Here is a 21,689-nt window from a genome sequence, read left to right on the forward strand (position 1 = left end):
ATGTTAAAGCTATTTGCAAAGTACACCTCGATTGGTGTGCTGAACACACTGATACACTGGGTGGTTTTTGGTGTATGTATCTATGCCGCGCATACCAATCAGGCTCTGGCAAACTTCGCAGGTTTTGTTGTGGCTGTGAGTTTTAGCTTCTTCGCGAATGCAAAATTCACATTCAAAGCATCAACTACAACGATGCGTTACATGTTATATGTCGGGTTCATGGGAACACTGAGTGCAACTGTTGGATGGGCTGCTGATAGATGTTCACTTCCTCCAATTGTAACTCTCGTCACTTTCTCCGCCATCAGCTTGGTGTGCGGTTTCGTCTATTCAAAGTTCATTGTCTTTAGGGATGCGAAATGAAGATATCTCTGGTCGTTCCTGTCTTCAATGAAGAAGAAGCGATACCAATTTTCTATAAAACGGTACGTGAATTCGAAGAGTTGAAGCCATATGAAGTTGAAATTGTTTTTATAAATGATGGTAGCAAAGACGCTACGGAGTCAATAATTAACGCTCTGTCCGTTTCAGATCCTCTAGTTGTTCCGCTGTCATTTACACGAAACTTTGGTAAAGAACCAGCATTGTTTGCAGGGTTAGACCATGCAACAGGTGATGCCGTTATTCCTATTGATGTTGACCTGCAAGACCCGATTGAGGTCATTCCTCATCTGATTGAAAAGTGGCTAGCAGGTGCTGACATGGTGCTTGCTAAACGATCTGACCGCTCAACTGATGGCAGACTGAAGAGGAAAACCGCCGAGTGGTTCTATAAGCTGCATAACAAAATCAGCAACCCGCAGATCGAGGAAAATGTTGGAGATTTCAGGCTAATGTCTCGCGAGGTGGTCGAAAACATCAAACTCATGCCTGAACGCAACCTGTTCATGAAAGGAGTATTGAGCTGGGTTGGTGGGAGTACAGATGTTGTTGAATATGCTCGCGCTGAGCGTGTTGCTGGCAGCACTAAGTTTAATGGCTGGAAGCTCTGGAACCTGGCGCTTGAAGGGATTACCAGCTTCTCAACATTTCCGTTACGCATGTGGACGTACATTGGCCTGTTCGTTGCAGGCCTGGCTTTCCTGTACGGTGCCTGGATGATCATTGATACGCTTGCATTCGGGAATCCTGTGCGCGGTTATCCATCATTGCTGGTATCAATACTTTTTCTCGGTGGTGTGCAGCTCATTGGTATCGGAGTTTTGGGCGAGTACATTGGCCGGATTTATACCGAAGTTAAACAGAGACCTCGCTACTTGTTAAAAGAGAAATAAAATGGCTGAAAGAATAAGGTATGTATTCCTTGCAATTTTTTGTGCATTACTGTGCAAGGAGTCAATTGACATATGGATGATGAATAATGGCGACTTCGATAGGGCCATAACACCTTTCATGAATGGGATCAGACAGTTCTCACATGATGGCACATTACTTTATACCCTGAAGGAAAATTTCAGTTCAATTGTGAACTATGAGTATAAAAGCTCATTTAGTTATATTCTTTATTTATACGCTTATGTTATATCGATATTCACACACACATTTGATCTTAGGTTATGGTCATCTCTTTCCAAAATCGTGTATATTTGTGCGTTATATAAACTATTTGTAGAAATAAACAATAAAAAATATTCTTATCTTTTATTTCCGGTATCAGCATTATTGCTATTTACTCCTTCCATACTTTCACAATTCACAGCATTTTATCAGGAGCAAATAGTAATCACTTTACTTCCGGTAATTACTTATATAATTCTTAAAAAAGAAATATCAAGGTTTGATAAAGTATTACTAGTTGCATGCGCAGCGCTAATCGCCACATCAAAATCTCAGTTCTTCTATATTCCCATTTTAATTTCTTTAATTTCAATAATATTTATTGACATAAGAGATAAAAAATTTCACTTAGCTATGGTAATTGCGACGATAATTGCATTGTCATTTTCATTTTTCTCGCCAAGCGCAACTAAAAATAACAGCTATCACTCCCTTTATTTCGGGACTTTGCTATACAATAAAAGCAATGGAAAAGAAAATCCATCGTGGGCCGTGGACGAATGCATTGGTGTTGATGCATGGGGAAATAAATTTGATTTGGATAAGGGAGCTGTTACCACAAAAGATGCTGGAGCCTGCTTCGCAAAAAATAAAGAAAGGGGATTGAAGGATTCTTTGCTTTTGATGCTAAAGCAACCTTCCATGTTCCTCCTTCTTCCTTTTGATTCTGGAGTTCGAACCCAATTAACTGAAGATTACTTCCATGTCTTCAAGGAAAATAAGCTAATAATAAGTAAGAGTGTTTTTTTGAATGAAGTTCAAAAAATAAAAGACTCTGCTCTATCAACTGTGAGGATTCCTGTTGCATTTATAGCCATGATAGCATCACTGATTTTTATCCGAAAAAAATATTCTGTTGCAATCTTTACATTATCTGCTTTTAGCATCTCTCAGTTTTATATTAGCTTCATTGGCGAAGGATATAGAGATTTAGACAAGCATCTTTTTGCAATGAACTTTTCATTTGACCTAATGATATTTATAGTACTATCAATTATATTGGATAAGGTAGCATCAGGAATTTATAAGTAAACATCCCCCCCACAGTTATCCTGGGGGGGGGATTTTATGTAGCGTTAAATCTTGCTCTATAGTCTTTTCCTAATGCTATGAAATCTATGTCAGTGGGAGCGCCTGCAGTATTGTACATCCTTACAACGAATGAGTTTGCGGTAGGATAACCACCTATTATTCCGTATCCTGGTACCCCTACAGTAGTTATTTCTACAGCCACGTTTGCTATATCATGATTTGCATTTACTGTATAAACCCCAGTCGCTCCCCTTGTAACACTGAGTATATTTCTCCTGTTTCCCATTGCTCCAGTCGCACCAACAACGCTCACACCAAAAGCGAAGTCAGGAGAGCTTTTCCATTTAACAGTAGCATCCACAACCGGTGATTGTGATGGGATCCATAAGTTATCATAATCGATAAAAATAGCCTGCTCATTGGCGGAATATCCACTTATACTAACATCTGGCCTCGATGCGCTTGCCGTATAGCCAACCCCAAGGCAGGTATTACCACGCATCTCCAGAGTCATAGTTACCCCTGACGGGTAACTATAATTACCACCCAGAACTATTACTTGGCTAACAGGATACTGCGTATCGTTATTGTTGAAGTTACTATTTGAAATAACATGCTTGATAGAGCGGTTGTTGCTATGGGTTATGTAGAACGGGTATCCACTAACAGTTTCCACATACAACCCATCTACTACTAACCCGACGGTGCCGTCAGAACCTCCACCCTGCACGTAGAACCCACGGAATGTAGTGTCCCCCGGAGAACCACACCCTTCAATGCTACCGCCATCAATTTGGAATTGTGTAGCGTTAACTATCCATAAACCCTGGTTTTCCATAGTAAGAATCTGTGGGCGAATGAATCTGTTAGCGTTAGGGTTGGCATAACCAGAACCAACCGTTCCCCCTGCCTCAAACTTCGCCCCACGATAGCCACTAAACCAGCACGGCTCAATCCATGTGCATGACAGTACGCTTTGCGCAAGAAGTTGTTGGTATCCCCCCGCCCATTTGACACGCTCAATTACTGCCCCTGTCAGGCGGCCCAACTTCATTAAATAGCCAGTTTTGGTAAGGCCTTTCTCTCGAATCTGGAAGTCTTTCATACCCCAAGTTTGGGTAAAACTATCCAACATGCACGTGATGTTATATGTATCAGTACCCAACGGGGTGCATATAAAGTAACTGCTGTTTATGCCGTATCCTTCAATCCGCGGCATGGCTGACGTATTGTCAAAAAAAGCTGGCATACTCACAGCTTTTTCTAAGTGGATAAACCCATACCCAAGCTGAACATGTTTACCTAAGGCTGCCGCTGCATTGAAGACATTTTGTAATGCATCACTATGCGCGGATGAAGATGTGGATGTTGATCCATCTCCAATACCAGCCCAATCAGTATGAATATGTGTGGCATCACCAATATCTCTCACCCACACGCCACTCCCGGTAGGATCAGTTTCACCCTGACCAGTAACATATGATGAAAGATTTGTGCTGTAAGGCACGGTCGGGCTGAAGTATATGCAGCCGTCATGCTTAGCTTTCGGAACATTAGCCTGGAAGATAAACTCACCACCACCTTTTGGCTTTCCATATGTAGTTACACTCCAACCAGCATACCAACTACGTAGTTTTACACGAGCGCCGTCGTTTTTAACAAGACCAAAGAAGTCAGCAGCTGATTGCAACTCCCCTATGTACGAATAACCTTCCTTGCCAGCCAATAATTGCATTAATGCTTCAGGATCATACCTTACCACATTGTCAAAATAATATTCCTGAGAACCATAAGAGTCGTAAACAGCAAGACTATATTGTTCATCTGTAATTATTTTATTTATTATTTGACCATTATAAACAGGATGACCACCGGAGTTTATAACAATCGGTTGTGGAATCTGTATCTTATTTCCACTCTCATTAACGATATATACTGGAACCTGATTTTCAGGATATACAGGGTCTGTGTCAGGAATACCTACATATATTTTACCATTTGAAATAGCTTTGAATGAACGCGATGCTGTGTACAGACTCATTGGCATATTTACAAGAATTGACTGTGACGTCTCTGACATTTAAGGGCTCCAAATGCAAGTAATAGACTCAGCGTGGATATGATTGAGATTCATTACATACCAAAATGGTACTATTGAGTGTTTATCCAGTAGGTTACGATGCCATTCCACCCAACTGGTGAGGCATCAAGGATGTACAGCAAATACGACGAGGCGCAGTTTCACTTGAGACTTCCGCATGAACTCCACGCGAAAATTAAGCAGCGTGCGAAGATGAATAACAGGTCGCTGAACTCAGAGATAATTGCAGCGATTGAAGAATCATTGGCTAAACAAAGCTCTGCATCAGTTTACATTGACGATGCAGAGCGTATGGCAGAACAACAATCTGATATGGTTAAGAAAATTGTCTTTGATACGCTCAAGGAGCTATATAAAAAAGACAGCAGCTAACCATCAGTTACGGAGGATTTATGCAAAGAGATATGCTGAACATTGCGTTCTACATATTTGGTTTTTGCACGTTCCTGGTGTTTGCAAAGCTATTCTGACAACGCATCAGACTTAGCCCCCTGCGTCAGAGCGTTAATTGCCTTTTGTGCCTGCTGCATTGCTTTCTCAAAGGCTGTTGATCCGCGTGGGGTGTTTGCCATTCGGAGCATTGCATTTCTGAATGGTTCGCTCTCATAGGCGCGAGTAAGAAGTCCGTAGCTTACCGCTGCGCCAGTTGTCGCCGGGTTCATTGCCGTCCCATACCCGATAATGAACGGGATGGTTTGCTGCCCTGTTGGTGTTGTTACTGCCGCTTTTGCAGCCTGCTGCGTGGATTGCAGGTAGTTTTTCAATCCTTTCAGATAAGCGGCTTCCTGACCTTTAAATGTGATGCCAGTCTGGTTTTGCAGGATGTTAAGCTGCCGAAGGAACTGGTCAGGGGATCCGCCAGATTTCTCCATCGCCTTTCCAATGATGCCATTGCGCATTTGCGCCCTGCCAACACGACCAACTGAGTTATACAGCGTCTTAATTTCCGATTTGTTCTTGCTGAATAGCATGTTGTTGACAACTTCCGGCGTCAGGTCGCCTTTCATGAGAACATTCTTCAGCCTGGTATTCTTTAGTTTCGCCGCTTCGTCAGCGTAGAGGGCATTGGCCTGCTGATATTTACGGAGAGTATCGTTGCCAAGATTCTGACCAATGGCACCATTGATATCGTCGGTCATTGCCTTGTAAACGCGCTGAATGGCAGCATCGGAACGGTTTGGTAACACTGGTCGCTCCCCCTTCACGTCCATTCTGAACTGGCTGCGCAGATCGCTTAATTGCTTCAAATCCAGATTTACCGGACCATCAGGACCAGCATTGCGAACAAGCTCATCACGATAGGACTGAAGTTTTGAAATAGTCTCGTTATCAGCAACCTTACCAAGCTTCTGCAGGTTAGATATTTCTGTATCAATCTGCTGAATTGCTCTTGCAGGCTGAATGTTTATTCCAGCCATAGCATTCTGAACCTGCTCCAGTCGATTTCCTGCAGCGCGACGAATTCCTGATGTTTTCGCTTTAAGGCTGTCAATAACAACCGCTGGATCATACTCACCGAATTTATCAGCAAATCTCTGCACCAACTGGCTTCTCGCTTCCTGTTGCGTTGCTCTCATTCCGCTTGTGCCAGCCAGAGGGATATTTTCTGCTGTAGTCTGCGCCATTTTTCCGACGCGGGAAGTTGGTTGTAACAGGTCTGTGGTGTGCAGAGGAACTCCTTCACGCTCTGCAAATCTGATAGCCTGCTGCGCTTCTGGCGCGATAGCACCACGAACGCCACGATAAGCAGCACCTAACCCACGTCCGGCAGCGTTAATAGCACCGCCAGTAAGTACACCAACGCCTAAATCGGTAGCGAGTGCTTCCGCATCATCTTTCGCACTATTTGCAGCAAGTGACCCGACTGCGTTTTCAGCGAGAAGGCGAGTTGCACCCTGAGCAATTCTACCAGCGAGTGTTGGTGCCTGTGTTGCCGCTCTCTCAATGCCAGCAGGAGTGAGGTAAGGCAATGCCTCAGCAAATACCCTTCCCTCTGTAGTTTGTGGAGTCAGCGCGCCTTGCTGAAGGCCAAAGTCCTGCTCTAATCCCTGCGTTGTTACTCGTGGCGCTGGGTGATATGTCCCATCGCCAATTCCGAGTTTACCGCCAGCCCAAGTCGCCGCGCTTGTTACAGCATCGGCAACTGATGCAGGTATGTTTGCCACGTTCACGCCAGCCTGCACCAGTCCGCGACCAGTCTCTTTTACTGCTTCGCCAAGATCAGACATAAATCCACTTTGCTGTGGTTGTTGCTGTGCTTCTGGTTGCGGCGTCTCCACTGGCGACACAGATGGCAATGGATAGGAAGCATAGAAAGCTTGCTTAGCCTGCTCTGCATTTTCTCCGGCTTGCGGGGCAACGACTTCATTGAAGTATTGCTCCTGAGCCTGCGCTTTTTGTTCTGGTGCTAACGCCTGATACTGTGGAGAGGCGATAACATCTTTCCATGCTTTAGCCATTAATCACCCCATAGTGAAGAAAAGTTACTGCTGGCTGCTGGCTGTGATACCTGTGCAGGTTGAGATTGCTGCCGCTGAGATTTACCAACATTAACGTTATATTGTTGGTTGTAATTGTTGGTGTATTCCTGAATCTCACGAATCGACTGCTGCATAGCCTCCGGGCTTGAATAGTCAACCTGCGGCATCCCCTGAAAATACATCTTCGCTTCTGCAACGGTGTTAATACCACTGGCCCCCATGTCCCTTGCTGCCGCCACACCCTGATTCTGCATTCTGCCCTGAATACGTTGTGCTGAGTTATATAACTGGCGCTGCTCTTTTCCTGTTAATCGGCTGCGAACATCAGCACCAATTGCCGGGTTACCTGCGCCGCCGGTCATTCCTGTCATGAAATCGAGAGCAGAAGCGTCTGCATTTGCGATCGCGTCGATATCCTTCTTCATGGCATAGTTTTGTGCTGATGCAGACGATGTTGCAGGCGCTGCGATTGAACTGGCAGGAACGCGAACCATATTCCCCTCGTTGTCGATGCCTTCGTAGAACGCATTAGCCCCAGCGCCGTGAAGTTTCCCGCCTACCGTTACAGTTCTGCCATCTGATAACTGAACTGTACGCTCATCATTCCCAGCGGTTCCTCTTGTTGACGCTCGCTGCATTGCCAAATCCTGACCGCGTCGCGCAGTAGAAGCAGATAAATCCTGACCGCGCATCGTGATGTTCTGACCTCGTGCTGTTAGCGCCTCGCCAGCCTGATTGCTGCGGATTGTCTCTGCCAGCCTGCCTCGGTCAATTTCACGACCAGCCATCTTGTCCTGAACATTGAAGTAATCAATCGGACCAAGCGCAGCCATCCCAAGGTGATCAACAAACTCACCAAATCCTGAAGGATTCTGCTGATACATCTGAGCAACGTTATTAGGGTCAACACCGACGCGAGTCAGTTCCTTGGCGTTGTTTTGCAGCCATGATTGCATTGCTTCTGGAGACGATGCCGCAAGACGAGCGCCAGCCGCTAAGGTGCCGATAGAATTGCGCTGGTCTTCATCAATGAATCCCATGCCTTTACGAACGGATTCAATCTGGTCTGGATATTGAGTAGCCAACTGACGCAAAGCACCGCGATCACCAGACGCATAAGCATTAGCGTATGCCTGCTGAAATTCTTTCTGCCGCTGAGCCTGCTTTTCCTGCTGAAACACCCCCGCAATACCTGAAAGGCCTTGCAAAGCAGTCAGCCCAACATTGTTAGCGCCTGAACGCTCAATATCATTGTTCTGCCTGATAAGCTGAAGCGTATTGCCGATGTCATTTACGCTCGGAGCGTTTGAGTTTACGCCGCCGATACCAGCCAACAATCCGCCATTTGATCCTTGCCAAGTAGCCATGATCACCCCTTAAAACAACGAGCCAAGCAATCCGATACCAGCACCAATGCCAGCGCCCCAAGGTGTTGATGTTCCCAAAAGGCTGGCAAGACCTGCACCGGCAATCGCACCAGACGTTCCGCCACTAATTGCTGTCTGAAGACTTGATGGTTTGTTGGCATTAGCAGCGGCAAGAGCTGCGCTTTGCTGTGCAATGCTGCTCATGTTGTTGGCGTATGTCTGCCCTGCGTTCGCCTGACCTTGCAGCGCACCAAGGCCAATGTTTGCCAGATTGTTGTAGTTGCTCATCTGGTTTGACAACCACGACTGACCGAGAGTCGGGGCAATCGTGGCCAGTTGATTGCTTGTGGCTGTCGAGCCAAGTCCACCCGTCGCCTCCGCAGCAGCAAGACTCTGGTAACGCGCCTGACCTGCAAGGTCTTTATACTGCTGAGAGTTGTAATACTGATTAAGTGCCTGCCCCTGACCTTCTAAACTGGAAAGATTCTGCAACTGGTTAACATACTGCTCCGCAAGAGGCGTGAACGGAGCAAGGTTTTTCATGATCGTCTGCCACTGCTGATTTTGCAGGTCTGCGGCATACTTCTGAGCTTCTGCTGCATACTTTGCGCTTTTATCAGAGCTGCCACCTTTCCCGCCTTTTTCAGGGCAATAAGGTTCCTCGCCGCGCAGTTTTCTGCCCAGCTTAAATGCATATAACATGGCTATCTCCCGTGATTCAGGAAGTCGATTAGTTCTTCGCGTGTTGCGCTGTAAAAAGTCACGTCATCCACGCCTTTGAAGTATTTCTTGATGGTTCCTACACGCTTAAGGCCAATCATTGCGCAGTACATCTGCCCGTGGCGGAATTTGCGTGCAGCGAACGATGTGACGCACTGAACGGTGGTGTTAGTCAGAATGTATCGCCAGAACGCCAGACCGATTTCCTTGCTGAATCCACGAACCTCTGGCAGGTACATGGCGTGGCAATCGAATGTCAGCGGCTGAATCTCCTGATAGTAAACAATGCCGCCGAACTGCCCGTGCACGCTCACCTCAAAGTAACGGCATTCAGGTTTGTAGTCGTATCCATCGCCGTTGTTGCTCCCGGCGATAATGTCAGGGTGATTTCCGACTGCTTCTATCAGGTCGATGTTTCGCGTTGGTTTGAATGTAATCATCAGTCAATCAGCCCATGTAATCTAAGTGCCGTTTCAAGCGCCAGAATACGCTGCCGCGCCTGCTGCAAACCTGTAGCGAGAGCTGCGACTTCGGATTGTGTGTACGTAGTGCCGACAGTGTATGACTGGTTAGCGTTGAATGAGCCAAGAAGTGGCGTACCTGTGGCTGCAGTCCATCCGGTATTTCTTTCTCCAACAACCTGAATTCCATCAACTGAATATGATGTTTTTACATCCAGCGATGACGCAAGAGACTGCGATTCGGTTACGGTTTTCGATACGTAATCACTCTTAATGTCAGATACATCGCTTTCTACGTCATCCAGTCTTTGGTCAACAGTGACCAGATGCGCCTGAATATCGATAACCTCATCCAGCAAGTAATCAACATCACTACGCAGTACGACTATCTTCCCTTCGGCAGTTGTTAACCTGACCTCAAGGATATTTATCGCTTTTGTGTTTGCGGTGATTCTTGAATCGTGATCTGCCAGTTCGGCGTCCTGTTCATCGTTTTTCACCTGAGCATCGTAAGCGCCCTGACCAGCCTGGTTTGCCTTCCCGGCAATTGCGCCGACATCAGCACCCTGATTTATGACATACAGCAGGTAAGACTGGCTGAATATATTGCGTGGCAAAATTGAAGCATCAAGGCGCGTAGCCTGAACCACGACAGGATCATTCAGTGATGAATCAACCATTACTCAATCCTTATCTGGCAGCCTGACAGAGTGACAGGTGACTTAGTGATAACGCGCAATTTGAAGCCGACATTTTTCCTGATGCGCCCGACACGCTTCCACAAAACACGTTTGTCGTAAACGAAAGGTTCATTCTGCTCAATCATCTGCTCACGACCATAATTTATGCCGTCAGTGGTTGCAGAGAGGAACAGGCGGTCGGCGTACTGCGCAACTCCAGTTGACGATTCAACTTCAAGGTCGAAAACTCTGGCGTTATCCGCTTTGAACAACGGAGTAAACAGCAGGTGTTCCTGTTGCTTGTCGTACTGGCTGCTGATATCGAACTGCAATTTTCCTGTCATCGATTCAAGCTTATCGCCGCACGTTATCTGATTGCCTTCGTAAATGAAGTCGATAGCGCGGTACACATCGTCATACAGGCCTGTTTTCAGCACACACCATTGCGGACCATTGGCACTTGAAGATGCGTCGTATACTAGAACATGGCGCGGAAGGTGGATAATCAGCAACTCATGCGCATCAAATCGCAGCGATTCCATCACGCCATCAGCCAGTTCATCAGCAGTGTAGGAGCGGAGGATTTTCTCAATGCTCGCGCTGGCGATTGGTGACTCCTGCCCGGAGCCGATGATATACACAGACGGCGCACCTGTTGCCGGATTGCTGATGAATGCATAGGAATCAGCAAACGGCGTTTTGCAGTAAGTCCCGGCGATGCCTTTTTGCACCATCAGCGATGGCTGTGCGACATACAAAGCAGCACCAACGGTGGTTGCGCCAGTCAGGGAGAAATATTCAATCGTCGATGAACCAAAGCAGACGATGAAGTCTCGCCATGTGCCGATACCGATGATGCCGTCCGGCTGCGATTCTGCGCGATATTGTGCGCTGTAACGGTCAGGATGCGATTCGTCTTCAAGGTCAGTGATAAACCATGAATCAGTGCCGTCTTTTGACCACGCATAACGACCACGTAAGCGCGTAATGTCGCGAACTGAACCTAACTCGTACTGTGTGAATCCGCTGTCTGTAGGCCAGTTTGAGACGGTTTTAACCGTGCCATCATAGCGATACTCGACCAGTTGCCCGTTAACGCCAACCGCCTGTGATGTCCGACCATGCGCCATTGATACGCGACCACTTCCGGCAACATCACCGACTTCACTTTCGCCTTTGTAAAGCTTCCCACCACACACGCGATAAACAGCATTCTGCGCCATGTTGTACTCGACGCCGCGCGATACGCCGTTCACATCAGAACGTTTGGCAATGCCCGGGAATGAGCGAAGATATCCGCTGCTGTTCAGGATTTCTTTGGGTGTAGCCAACATATTCACTGGCAGATAGTCGATATAGTCGGCGTTTCGGAAGTCTTTTCCGACACCTTTCATAAGCGGAAGTTGCTGAATCGGCATTATTTGCTCCCGTTATCGCAAGGTTCCTTTCGGTGGAAGTAATTACAACCGTTCCACTTCGCCAACTGGTTTCCACTGCCAACAGGCATACGGTTTGGATAACCGGACTTACATTTTGCGGCTTTTGCTCTGTCCATTGCAGACAGTTTGACGAGTCGCTCTTTCCCGTATCTGGCAGTGGTTATAAGTTTTGCAGACGCTTCCAGCGCATAATCCGGAGCAATGCGGCAGGCAAGGTTGAAAATGACGGCATTGATAGCGTTATTTGATAAACCGTGTTCATCGCCAGGATCTGGAGCGACATCTGCATCAGCGAAAATGTAGCCAACGTTGATACCTGGTGACGCATCACCGCCAAGCCATTCCGCCATCATCATTTCAAGGTCGTTGACACCATCTTCCATGGACTGAGGTTCGACATCGGTTAACGTGGCATTTGATGCCACACCGAGCTTACGTAATGCCGCAAGAACTAAATCACCCTTCGTTGTCAGGTTCATCTGCTGCCGCCTTAGGTTTTCGACCAGGCTTTTTACGCTGTTTTTCTTCTGGCTCTGGCTCTGGCTCTGGCTCTGGCTCTGGCTCTGGCTCTGGCTCTGGCTCTGCAACATCCTTCAAAAGGTCATCAGGATGTGCAAACCAACCAGCATCCAGATATTCCTGAAGCTCTTCGGCTTTCACAATTTCAAAATCGTAGCCAACGCCTTTCCACTTCTTCATGTTGCCATGGCGAAATATCATGTGTGTCATGCTTGTCTCCAGATAAAAAAGGGAGCCGAAGCTCCCTCTGGTTATCACGCGGTCTGGTTAGGCAGACCAACACCAATTGCCTCTGGTCGTACAGCACATGCTGAATACCACACAGCAATACGGCACTTACCAGACAGAGTGTTGATATCACCCTGCGTTGCGAAGATGCCGTTAACACCAATACCAGGAATGCTGAAGGAAGACGTTTTCATGCCAGCAAACAGTTCATGGGTTACCGGGATCGGCTGAGACAGCAGACGGATTGAGTCATCAGCCCAGAACACGTTAGCGGTGGTTGTTGCCACGTTCAGAACGTTCACCGGAGTGTTATCAGCAAGAGAGGTGTTTACATTAGCGTAAGCCTTCTCTTCTTTTGTCAGTGACGCGTCATCAAGTGCAATCGGCTTCGGCGTGATTTCGATGTGAGTACTATCGATCACACGGGTGATTGAGAAAGTCGCATCATCAGTCAGCACGTTCTTCGCCATCTGAGACAGGAATTTCACACCAGTGAAGCTGATTTTGTCGCCGCGCTTAAATCCTGTGGTGGAGGATACGGTCACCGTTGCAACACGGTTGTCGACGTTCTCTTTGTTACCATCGGTATCAAGGGTGTATGCCTGCGGCTTAAACTTCTGCGCACCAGAAACAGTTACACCAGTAGCGGTTGACTTGGTAACTGCCGGAAGTTTCGGTGAGCGAAGAATTTCATCAAAGCCAGCAATCTGACGCTGAATAGTACCGTTACGATACGCTTCTTCAGGAACGCGACCAAAGATGTCACCATCTACCAGGTTGCGGCCTGCTTTGCGGTAATCGTCAGGGTTCAGGAAGTAACTGATGCCCATATCGCGGTTTAGCTCACGGGAGAACATCAGGCGCTCTGCATCAGACACAAAATCCCAGCCAGACAGGCCAGTAGATGGACCAATTGCGCGGGTATCGTGAACAACAAGCGAGCCCATTTCAGTTGCCTGTTTGGCAATCGCTGACTCAATGTTATTCGCCAGTTTTTTGGCGGATGCCTGGATGCGGCGACGGTAAGAACGCTCATCACGCAGGTCATCTGCACGAAGCTCGAAGAAATCGTTATCCGGATCGCCCATGTTGCATTTCACGGACAGTTCCAGAATACCGGTAGCGTTGCCAGTTAAATCCCAGCCAGTCTGAGTTGGCGCTTCCTGCTCAACAGGCATCCACACGGTGTTGCTTGAACGTTGCATGGATTCTGCCGGAGGGGTGTATTTTGTCACTTTGGACGCCATTGGCGTCAGGTTCTGGACGGTTTCGATGATTTCATCCAGAGCATACGTGACCAGTTGACCTTCATTTAATGCCATTATCGAATTCCTTTATTCAGTTGCGCCTTGAGCTTGCGGTACGTCTCTACATCCCCTTTGTTTGCTGCCGCCTCCATCTGCTTTTCAATCGCAGAGATATTTGCAGCAACAGCATGTCCCTGAATGGGTTCATCAGGTAACGGGGCTTCTGAAACAGGCTTGGCTCGAGGCTTGAGAGTTAAACGTTCTGACAGTCGAGTGAGTTCAATCAGTGCGGATTGCCCGTCCATCGCCAGCAACTGGCGTGTTTTCTCAGGATTAGCACCAAGGTGATACATGAGAGCAGCGGATTTCTCCGGGAAGAGGCGCATGATGTCGGCACCGACTGCTGGCGGCACCAGTTGCATGAATGCATCCTCTTTCTCCTGATAGTCAGGGATATTGAGCTTTTCCGCTGCGTCGTAGTGCTTACGGGCTGCCTCGACGTATTGCGCTGATTGCTGGGTGAACTCCTGAGTTTTGCGACCCTGCTCGGCGACAGCCTGGCTTCGTGCGTCCATAGCCTTGATCTGCCATTCACTGTTTGCCTGCTGGAAGGCAGCCAGTGCGCGGCTCTGGTCATAGTCGTACTTAGCCAGTGCATCTTCGGAAAGATAATCGTTAGGGTCTGGTTGTTTTGGTAACTCAGGGTTCACCCGCAGGTGCTCCGGCAACTCTCCACGCTTAACCGCTTCCATCTGCTGCTCAAGCTCACGCTGGCGTTTGCGTTCGATGCGGCGACGGGCAAATTCAGCATTAGTTGCCGGGTCTTGTTTTGGTTTCTCATCGTCTTTCAGGACAATCTCGAAGCCTTCTTCCTGACCTGCGTTGTCGTTGGCATTATCGACAACTAAGCCATCAGCAGATGCCGCTGCATGATTGCCGGGCATGGTTAATTCTTCAGAAGCCTGAATGTCGGTGGTTTGGTCCATGATTAACTCTCTCTTATTGAGGTGTCTCGGCTACTCCGCCGGAGGGGATTTGAACTTGACGCATAAGATTCGCGAAATCCATGCGTTGTGAATGAGTCTGGTCTGCATCTTTAAGAAGCAGCTCAGCGTTAGCACGAGCATCTTTGCTGCGCTGTTGCTGGAATTGACCTACGAGCTTGAGGTACTCACGCAGTTCTGCCTGCTTGTCGAGGTCCATATTGTTGAAGATTTCTGCAATCTTCGCGGCGTTGAGTTGGTTTTGGGCTTCAACCTTGGCGGCTTCAACCTGAATCTGCGCCTGTTGGTTCTCTGCCTTGAGCAATTCAGCCTGACCTTGCAGAAGGATACCCTGCGCCTGAATTTGCTCTGCTGATGGCTGCTGCGGCTGTTGTTGTGCCTGCTGCACCATCTCCATCTCTTCAGGTGTTTCTGGTTTCTTCAGCCCCATCATCACCAGTTGCTTGTTCGCGTACTCTCGCATCATCTCGACGCCTTTACCGTCAAGCAACGTGAAGTATTGCAGCATCAGCATCTGGAACTCTGGAGTACCTTGCGGAACCTTGGTTAGCAACTCCTGAATCTCTGCGCGATTCTGTTCCTTCATGCTCTGGAAGGATGGCCCAACGTCTGTATAGCACTCATAGCGACCGCGAATGTCGTTGAGTGTGACCACATTGCCGGACTGGTAATCGACAACTTGCGCATAGAGTTGAACGTCTTTCTCGCTTCCATCTTCGAGTGTCAGCGTTACATGACGAGGAACGTCATAAATATCGTTGACCATTGAGGCATAAATCTCGCCATCACGTCGCATTGCGGTAGCCAGGTTATCCTGAAACACGTATGTCTCAAGGTCTGCCCGCATGTTCAGTTGATTGACGGTATCGAAAGCGACCTGAGAGTTTGCTGCCTGCGCATCCACACCAAGACTAGCCACCTCTTTCACTGCGTTGGTGGCAGCCTCAAGCATGTAAGCGTTGGCTTGCGGAACTTCAGGGTTTTCCATGTAGGAGATTGGACCAATCGGCAGGTCGTTACCGTTTTCATCGGTCCTGTTCTGCAGATAGTACGGATAGTCATCATTTCCACCGTACATGTATTCGTAGCCTTCGATTTGCTCAGGGAAGAAGGTCGGTTTCTTCTTCGGTGAACGAGCAACAATATCGGCGTTGAACGACATGATCATGTTACGAAGGCGTTGACCGTCTTTCGTCAGCCTTACCACTCCTTCGTAGCACTCCTTGTCACCAGCGAATGACCATTCGCCATACACTGGAACGATTGGAATATGCTCTCCGGCTATCTTCTCGCGGTCTTTCAGTATCTGCGTGCAGGTGATGATCGACTTATACACACGCCGACGCTTCACCTTACGCTCTGCTACCTTAATGAATCCACGATTAGCCAGGTCGTCGATGACGTCTTTGATATCCTGCTGGTAATAGCTGACCGGCTCACCTGTCAGCGGGTCGCGGTAGATGAAGACTTTCTCTTTCTTCTCTTCGACCTCGTAATACTCAGCGACGTAGACGACATCATTCGATACCCACGGAAACAGCCATGTATCGTTCGGATTCTGGAAAGATGGCAAGGTGTCAGGATCAATACCGTAATCCTCTGCGAACTCTTTCCAGCCATTGCGTGACAAAGCGTTAATCACCGTGCAGTGCTTAGCGTCGCTCTTATCCATCTGCTTGCTGTTGGCGTCCCATATGACGTGTGAGCAGGCTTCATGGATTGGCAGGCGTCGGATTACCTGATTGTTGCTTGTTGGGTCGTTGTCTTCGTACTGGGTGACCAGACGCCATGCACCAACGCCGGACTCTATCTGCTCACGAACGCCAACGTTAACGGCAATTTTTGCCGTGTTATGGCGCATATCAGTACGATACATCCCCATCAGCACATCGGCAGCATCAGGATTAGCGCCGTCTTTGGGTCGGAAGAGAACGTCGATAGGGTTCCGGCGCATCTCTGCGACCAGTTTCCTGACCACCGGGCGAACAACATCGAATTGTCCGCGATATTGCAGGGTAGTGTAGTTTGATAGCCAGTCATCCCATTGCGACACTCGGCTAAAATACAGGTCATTTGTCGCCTCGGTTCTGGCTTCATCGCTCGCCATCCAGTCCGCGTCAAACTTACACAGAATGGAATTGAGTCTGTTTTCGTCGGCCATTTAAGTTCTCCGTGCGATGGGCCTGATTGGGGCTGGTATCTTTTTCTCTTTTGGTTTTTTGATGTCGCGCATCATTTTGGCGAAGCGGCGCATCATGTATGCATAGCGAACGGCTGAGAGAACGTCGTCGTTAAGCTTGACGATCTTCCCGTTTTCATCACGGTGATAGAGGCGGAACTCCTCAAAGAATGGCTCACAGGTGTTGAATACTTTGAAGCGACCATCGAGCATCATGTCGCGCAATTCAGTGATGCCAGGCTCCACAGCATTACCGCCATCAGGCCATGTCGCATGCTCCTGCAACATCATAAAACCAGCGTCTGCATACTGCCCTTTGAGCTGCTCACCGCCGCCCTTCTCATGCTGGTTTCCGTCATGAGGCCATGCGGTTGGCACTTTATGCGCCCATGATTTAACGGCCCCCCACGTCTGAACGGCTGTTTTTTCTTTCGCCTTCCACACGCGTGAAACGTAGATTGTGTCTGCGTCCTTATCCCACCAAAGCTGAACCTGCGCCTGCGGGTGATCCCATCCGAAATCCATCCCGCCAATTACGTAGAAGTGATCAGGACACTCGAACGGCTGACACTTAATCGTCTCTTCCGGTATCTGGAAGATTCGACCACTACCCATCGTAGGAATACCGCGAGCACGCGCCTCTCTCTCATGCTCAGGATAGGATGCGATGATTTGCTCTTTCTGCTCGTCGGTGTAGTGCTCAGCGTCATAGATGGTCATGTTGACCACTTTCTGCGACTTGCTGGGGTTCTTCAGGAACTTGGTAACAACGTCAGACATCCCCATCAACGGGGTAAACGTCAGAATTGAGAATTGACCGTATTTGTTGGTACGGGTAAGACCTTCACCATAAATGCTGTATGGTGGTTCTTCGTCAAACCACACGCCGTGGATTGTGTCACCCTGCCAGCGAGCACGGCCTTGCGAGTATGGTTTGAAGTAGCAGATTGAAATGCCATCTTCAACGCCATCAGCCGTGTGATGCTTAACCAGAAGATGATCAACAAGGTTCGGAAAGAAAGGAGACTTCTTCCAGCTAATGATGTCCTCTTTCGGTATTGAACCGTAGCCCGGTTCATCATTCTCTTCAATACGACCGCACAGGATGCGTTGAGTCGTTTTGGTTACCGTCTCGTTTGTCTCGCCGCCAATCCAGAATACAACAGGCTCATAGAAACGCTTACCTTTCCACTCACCGCCATATTTACCATCAGCAGGATAGCCTTTTGTGCCCGGATAACGCCCTGTAAGGTGAAACGCGACTTCAGCAGCACCAGTAAATGACTTACCAAGCTGGTTACCAGCCATAAAACAGCGCTCTGGATAGTCACGCCCGGCGTCGATGAACTCACGCTGTTTGCTGTATGGCGTAAATTCATATAGCAGGTGTGTGTTCCGGTAGTTCTCTTCTTCTTCGAGTAGCTCGAGCAATTCTATTTGCTCTTCGTCGCTCAAGTTATCAAGAATCGCGTCCAGTTCCACGGTTGAATAGCTCCTTGATACGAGAGCGTCGCTTATCGCGATCTCCCTTATCAGGTGTCACGTCTTCAACTTGCGACTGCTCTTTGAGGCCCAAATCACGGGCGATGATGTTAGCGTTGAGAAGGTCAGCGGCTGCGCCAGAGAATTTCTGGTCGTAGATGACCTGTTCTGCTCGCGTAACGACTTCAGATAAATCTTCTCGCAGGCGATATGTGCGCCATGTTTCAAGCGTCACATCAATAAACAGAGTGAGGCCGGTAATGGTCATCGCTCGCATCTTGGCGATAGGCTCTTGTATCACTTCACCTTGATACGAGAACGCCTTCATCTCCCATAGCGGGTTAGCTTCTACCCACTCGAAGTATTCACAACAAGCAGCCCACAGCGCCTCAGGCGATTCGAATTTAGGATTTCGCCCATGACTACTGCGGGCCTCCCAAAATCGGTTGCCCTTTGGTGCTGCCATATTGATTATTTCCCTTCTGCTTGCTTATCCCATTCATCGCGGAATTTGGATGGGTTGTCGAAACCTTGAGTTGCCATGTTTACGCTTCGGTAGTGAACAGGTCTAACGCTTCCTTCGATTTACGTACCGCTTCGATAGTGCGGGTCGTGATATCTGAATTAGCGCCGCCTGACTGGAAGTGAATTTTGAATAGCTCAAGCTTCAGCTCGTCAGTGCCAATGAATTGAAATGCTTCTTCTGCGGCTGCGTTCTGGTTCATGGCCAGTTTGTAAATCTCTAACTGGAATTTCTGTTCTTCAGTCATGGGAATAATCTCTGCCATTGTTGGCTCCGTTTATCCGTTAAAAGGGATATCAGTTAAGTTATCCCGTGTAGGGTATAAGCCATTGTCGAGACCATTCATTGAATGGTCTCTGCAATAACCGATGTCTTTCCATCAGTCCGCCACCACAAAGAATCTTTTTTGCCATAAGGCTGGAGGTTCATCTTTCAGTGGCTGCCAGTGTTATTTCCCCACTTACTGGCTTGGGTTGTTTCGCTGTACTGCCGTTAATTAGTGACCAGAAATTAACTCCGGTTTCATTATCAAGCCCACCCGTAGATGGGATTTGTAATGGATAGCCGTTGCTCAGTTCTCGTAATGCTTTGATTTTTTCGATAACGCAGTTTTGCGTTTGCCATCAGCACGCGATATCGAGAGTCAACTGCAGTTGCTCGCGCCAGTACTCGACATTTGCTTCAATAACCGGCTTATCCCATCGCCAGCGAGCCATCTCTCTTGCCCCATTGCTGACTTTTGATTTCCGGTCATCGCGAATGCGACATGCTTGCTCATATTTCTGCTGCTCAGTCAGTTCACCGCGAAGCAGACTATCAATGTGCAGGTCGCACCATACGGAGAATTTCGGATCGCACCATCTTGCAAAGGCAACTGATAACTTTGGATGCAGCCATGTTCCGCCACCCCTGTCCTTTCGTGCCTTGCTTGTTTTTACATACCCGGAATCACGGGTATGTAGAATTTTCGATGGTTCACCTGAATAAACCTCATCCAGAGCTCTAACGTATTCGAGAGTTTCAGCGTTGGACAACCAGTGATCCAGACGCTTCCCGAAACGTTTTGCAATATCAGTGGCATTAATCCAGCCATCAGTATTGAAGCGGATAGGTTCGCCTTTGTAATTTAGTGGAACGATATTCATAGCGTCTTACCTTTTAGAAAGATGAGCCTGTTCGCACAGAAAAGCCGCCCCGAGATGGTCGCCACCATATACGGCAGTTCTCAGGCTCAGCTTTCTGAAAGACTCGGGATTGTTACGCGCTGCGATGCGCGGTTTACTGCAGATGTAAAAAAGCCCCGCAAATGCGAGGCTAAATCCTGGTATTTGTAATGACTGGCTCTTATCTCAACGCAGCCCCTTGCCGCGCGCCAGATGCTCAATATCAAGCATCAGCAATGAGATATTTAATCCGGATTCACTCCAGAAGTGTTCACCACCCTGCCTACAGAGCCAGATGTGAAGGATGATGAGTAAAATTATCGCTATCATCGAAGGCATTGCGTCCTGATGTATTCCTGAAGCGTTCTTAGTGCTGTTTGGTCGCGGATAATTCCGTCCCGGATACCGAGAACGTTTCGTCCAGCAACTGGAGAGAGTTCGACGGTGGCATCATTGCCCATGCCGGAGGCGATGGAGGTTTCGCCTGAGGATGGCACAGGGCATTTTCCTTTGACGAGCACCCTGCCACCATTATCAAGCTTGCGCCGAAGAGCATCATTTTCAGCTTTCGCATCAGCTAACTCCTTCGTGTATTTAGCATCGAGTGCATCAGCATCACGCTGGCGCTGCTGCATGTCAGTAATGGTAGCGTTCACCTTCTCCAGTTCACTGGCCTTGCTATCGCGCTGCTCTTTGTAGGCGATGGCGTTATCACGGTAATGATTAACAGCCCATGACAGGCAGACGATGATGCAGATAACCAGAGCGGAGATAATCGCGGTGACTCTGCTCATTGCTGTCCCCACAAACAGACTTCACGCTCAATCTCACGGCGAGTCATCAGCCCTTTCCATTGCTTACCGCCAGCGTATGTCCAGCGACGTAGCTGGTCACATGCGCCCTTGATATCGCCCTGGTTGATTTTGCGAAGAAGCGTCGATGTTCTGAAATTGCCAGCACCCACGTTATAAACGAACGAATAAAGAGCGCCGCGCGTTGTTTCCGGTATATCGACTTTGATGTACGGGTTAATTTGTCTGGCGACCGTGGCAAGGTCTTTATTCAGGAGGGCTTTGCATTCTGCTTCGGTATACGTTTTACCGAGCATGATGTCTTTTCCGGTGTGTCCGTGACATACAGTCCATACACCAACAATATCTTTGTATGGTATGTAGCTGACACCTTCCAGACCATCGTTACCACTTGGGCCAGTGATTAACACAGATGCTATAGCAATAGCCCCGCCACTTATCGCCGCTATTACGCTATTTCGTAGTGCCGGTGACATTGCCATTCAATCTGTCCTCGCGCTCTTTGCGCTTGTAGTACCAGTTGATGCCAAATGTGCCGACAGTACAAAGAATACCAATGATGACAGCCCAGTCATTCAGGGAGAGAATGCCACCCATCGCAGTCAGTCCTCCGAAGCTGTAACTGAACCATTCTCTGATTTTGTCCATACGGTACATGCTCTACCCCTTCATTGAGGGGATTTGCTCTATTTAAT

24 protein-coding genes are annotated in these 21,689 nt (G+C 48.2%); 4 read left to right on the plus strand and 20 right to left on the minus strand.

Annotated elements, in window-relative coordinates:
• From A1SC_RS0121550 to A1SC_RS13510, 3 genes are read left to right on the plus strand one after another with little or no spacing between them, the layout of a single operon-like run.
• On the plus strand, positions 1 to 363 hold the full coding sequence (locus A1SC_RS0121550; protein ID WP_000915536.1) for a bactoprenol glucosyl transferase: 363 nt from the start codon (positions 1 to 3) through the stop codon (positions 361 to 363).
• The gene (locus tag A1SC_RS13515; protein ID WP_016262195.1) at positions 360 to 1,274 is read left to right on the plus strand and encodes a glycosyltransferase family 2 protein; all 915 of its coding nucleotides are present in this window, start codon (positions 360 to 362) and stop codon (positions 1,272 to 1,274) included. Before A1SC_RS0121550 ends, A1SC_RS13515 begins: the two co-directional genes overlap by 4 nt.
• A 1-nt stretch (position 1,275) precedes the next feature.
• A complete protein-coding gene (locus A1SC_RS13510; protein WP_000840802.1) occupies positions 1,276 to 2,589 on the plus strand; it encodes a hypothetical protein in 1,314 nt (437 codons plus the stop codon).
• A 34-nt stretch (positions 2,590 to 2,623) separates the two neighbouring features.
• Here A1SC_RS13510 and A1SC_RS22725 read toward each other — a convergent pair whose 3' ends face one another.
• The gene (locus A1SC_RS22725) at positions 2,624 to 4,669 is read right to left on the minus strand and encodes a phage tailspike protein (protein ID WP_000005464.1); all 2,046 of its coding nucleotides are present in this window, start codon (positions 4,667 to 4,669) and stop codon (positions 2,624 to 2,626) included.
• 132 nt (positions 4,670 to 4,801) lie between these two features.
• Here A1SC_RS22725 and A1SC_RS13505 point away from each other — a divergent pair, with 132 nt between their 5' ends.
• Positions 4,802 to 5,062: an Arc family DNA-binding protein gene (locus A1SC_RS13505; RefSeq protein ID WP_000287053.1), complete on the plus strand. Its 261-nt coding sequence runs from the start codon at positions 4,802 to 4,804 to the stop codon at positions 5,060 to 5,062.
• Between the two features lie 89 nt (positions 5,063 to 5,151).
• On the opposite strand, the gene A1SC_RS13500 is transcribed toward A1SC_RS13505, so the two are convergent.
• The 19 genes from A1SC_RS13500 to A1SC_RS13410 all read right to left on the minus strand — a co-directional run bounded on the left by A1SC_RS13500 (position 5,152) and on the right by A1SC_RS13410 (position 21,651).
• Positions 5,152 to 7,149 (minus strand): hypothetical protein, encoded by a 1,998-nt coding sequence (locus tag A1SC_RS13500; protein ID WP_016262196.1) that lies wholly within the window; start codon positions 7,147 to 7,149, stop codon positions 5,152 to 5,154.
• A complete protein-coding gene (locus tag A1SC_RS13495; RefSeq protein WP_016262197.1) occupies positions 7,149 to 8,537 on the minus strand; it encodes a phage DNA ejection protein in 1,389 nt (462 codons plus the stop codon). The genes A1SC_RS13500 and A1SC_RS13495 overlap by 1 nt, the downstream gene beginning before the upstream one ends.
• Positions 8,538 to 8,546: 9 nt before the next feature.
• Positions 8,547 to 9,239: a DNA transfer protein gp7 gene (locus A1SC_RS13490; RefSeq protein ID WP_016262198.1), complete on the minus strand. Its 693-nt coding sequence runs from the start codon at positions 9,237 to 9,239 to the stop codon at positions 8,547 to 8,549.
• A gap of 2 nt (positions 9,240 to 9,241) precedes the next feature.
• Entirely contained in the window at positions 9,242 to 9,697 is a 456-nt protein-coding gene (locus tag A1SC_RS13485; protein ID WP_016262199.1) for a DUF2824 family protein, read from the minus strand.
• On the minus strand, positions 9,697 to 10,398 hold the full coding sequence (locus A1SC_RS13480; RefSeq protein WP_016262200.1) for a hypothetical protein: 702 nt from the start codon (positions 10,396 to 10,398) through the stop codon (positions 9,697 to 9,699). Before A1SC_RS13480 ends, A1SC_RS13485 begins: the two co-directional genes overlap by 1 nt.
• Entirely contained in the window at positions 10,398 to 11,816 is a 1,419-nt protein-coding gene (locus tag A1SC_RS13475; protein ID WP_016262201.1) for a packaged DNA stabilization protein gp10, read from the minus strand. The genes A1SC_RS13480 and A1SC_RS13475 overlap by 1 nt, the downstream gene beginning before the upstream one ends.
• Complete coding sequence (locus A1SC_RS13470; RefSeq protein WP_016262202.1) at positions 11,816 to 12,316, minus strand: packaged DNA stabilization gp4 family protein; 501 nt, start codon at positions 12,314 to 12,316, stop codon at positions 11,816 to 11,818. Before A1SC_RS13470 ends, A1SC_RS13475 begins: the two co-directional genes overlap by 1 nt.
• Positions 12,294 to 12,566, minus strand: a complete 273-nt coding sequence (locus A1SC_RS13465; protein WP_016262203.1) for a hypothetical protein — start codon at positions 12,564 to 12,566, stop codon at positions 12,294 to 12,296. Before A1SC_RS13465 ends, A1SC_RS13470 begins: the two co-directional genes overlap by 23 nt.
• Before the next feature lie 44 nt (positions 12,567 to 12,610).
• Positions 12,611 to 13,906 carry a P22 phage major capsid protein family protein gene (locus A1SC_RS13460; RefSeq protein ID WP_016262204.1) on the minus strand — a complete coding sequence of 432 codons (1,296 nt, stop codon included), beginning with the start codon at positions 13,904 to 13,906 and terminating at the stop codon, positions 12,611 to 12,613.
• On the minus strand, positions 13,906 to 14,817 hold the full coding sequence (locus tag A1SC_RS13455) for a scaffold protein (RefSeq protein ID WP_000373014.1): 912 nt from the start codon (positions 14,815 to 14,817) through the stop codon (positions 13,906 to 13,908). The genes A1SC_RS13460 and A1SC_RS13455 overlap by 1 nt, the downstream gene beginning before the upstream one ends.
• Positions 14,818 to 14,830: 13 nt before the next feature.
• Positions 14,831 to 16,996: a portal protein gene (locus tag A1SC_RS13450; RefSeq protein ID WP_000752843.1), complete on the minus strand. Its 2,166-nt coding sequence runs from the start codon at positions 16,994 to 16,996 to the stop codon at positions 14,831 to 14,833.
• Entirely contained in the window at positions 16,997 to 18,496 is a 1,500-nt protein-coding gene (locus A1SC_RS13445) for a terminase large subunit domain-containing protein (protein ID WP_016262205.1), read from the minus strand.
• Complete coding sequence (locus A1SC_RS13440; protein WP_000729922.1) at positions 18,474 to 18,962, minus strand: DNA-packaging protein; 489 nt, start codon at positions 18,960 to 18,962, stop codon at positions 18,474 to 18,476. Before A1SC_RS13440 ends, A1SC_RS13445 begins: the two co-directional genes overlap by 23 nt.
• 79 nt (positions 18,963 to 19,041) lie before the next feature.
• A complete protein-coding gene (locus A1SC_RS13435; RefSeq protein ID WP_016262206.1) occupies positions 19,042 to 19,284 on the minus strand; it encodes a DUF2560 family protein in 243 nt (80 codons plus the stop codon).
• Positions 19,285 to 19,642: 358 nt separating this feature from the next.
• Positions 19,643 to 20,164, minus strand: coding sequence for a KilA-N domain-containing protein (locus A1SC_RS13430; protein ID WP_016262207.1), 522 nt, complete (start codon positions 20,162 to 20,164; stop codon positions 19,643 to 19,645).
• A gap of 204 nt (positions 20,165 to 20,368) precedes the next feature.
• The gene (locus tag A1SC_RS13425) at positions 20,369 to 20,521 is read right to left on the minus strand and encodes a hypothetical protein (protein WP_016262208.1); all 153 of its coding nucleotides are present in this window, start codon (positions 20,519 to 20,521) and stop codon (positions 20,369 to 20,371) included.
• Positions 20,509 to 20,976 carry a lysis protein gene (locus A1SC_RS13420; protein WP_016262209.1) on the minus strand — a complete coding sequence of 156 codons (468 nt, stop codon included), beginning with the start codon at positions 20,974 to 20,976 and terminating at the stop codon, positions 20,509 to 20,511. The genes A1SC_RS13425 and A1SC_RS13420 overlap by 13 nt, the downstream gene beginning before the upstream one ends.
• Positions 20,973 to 21,470 (minus strand): lysozyme RrrD, encoded by a 498-nt coding sequence (gene rrrD, locus A1SC_RS13415; RefSeq protein ID WP_001504512.1) that lies wholly within the window; start codon positions 21,468 to 21,470, stop codon positions 20,973 to 20,975. Before rrrD ends, A1SC_RS13420 begins: the two co-directional genes overlap by 4 nt.
• Positions 21,448 to 21,651, minus strand: a complete 204-nt coding sequence (locus A1SC_RS13410; RefSeq protein WP_000286100.1) for a phage holin family protein — start codon at positions 21,649 to 21,651, stop codon at positions 21,448 to 21,450. Before A1SC_RS13410 ends, rrrD begins: the two co-directional genes overlap by 23 nt.
• Positions 21,652 to 21,689 lie beyond the last annotated feature (38 nt).

It is taken from the genome of Escherichia sp. KTE52 (assembly GCF_000408325.1).
Taxonomy (GTDB): domain Bacteria; phylum Pseudomonadota; class Gammaproteobacteria; order Enterobacterales; family Enterobacteriaceae; genus Escherichia; species Escherichia marmotae.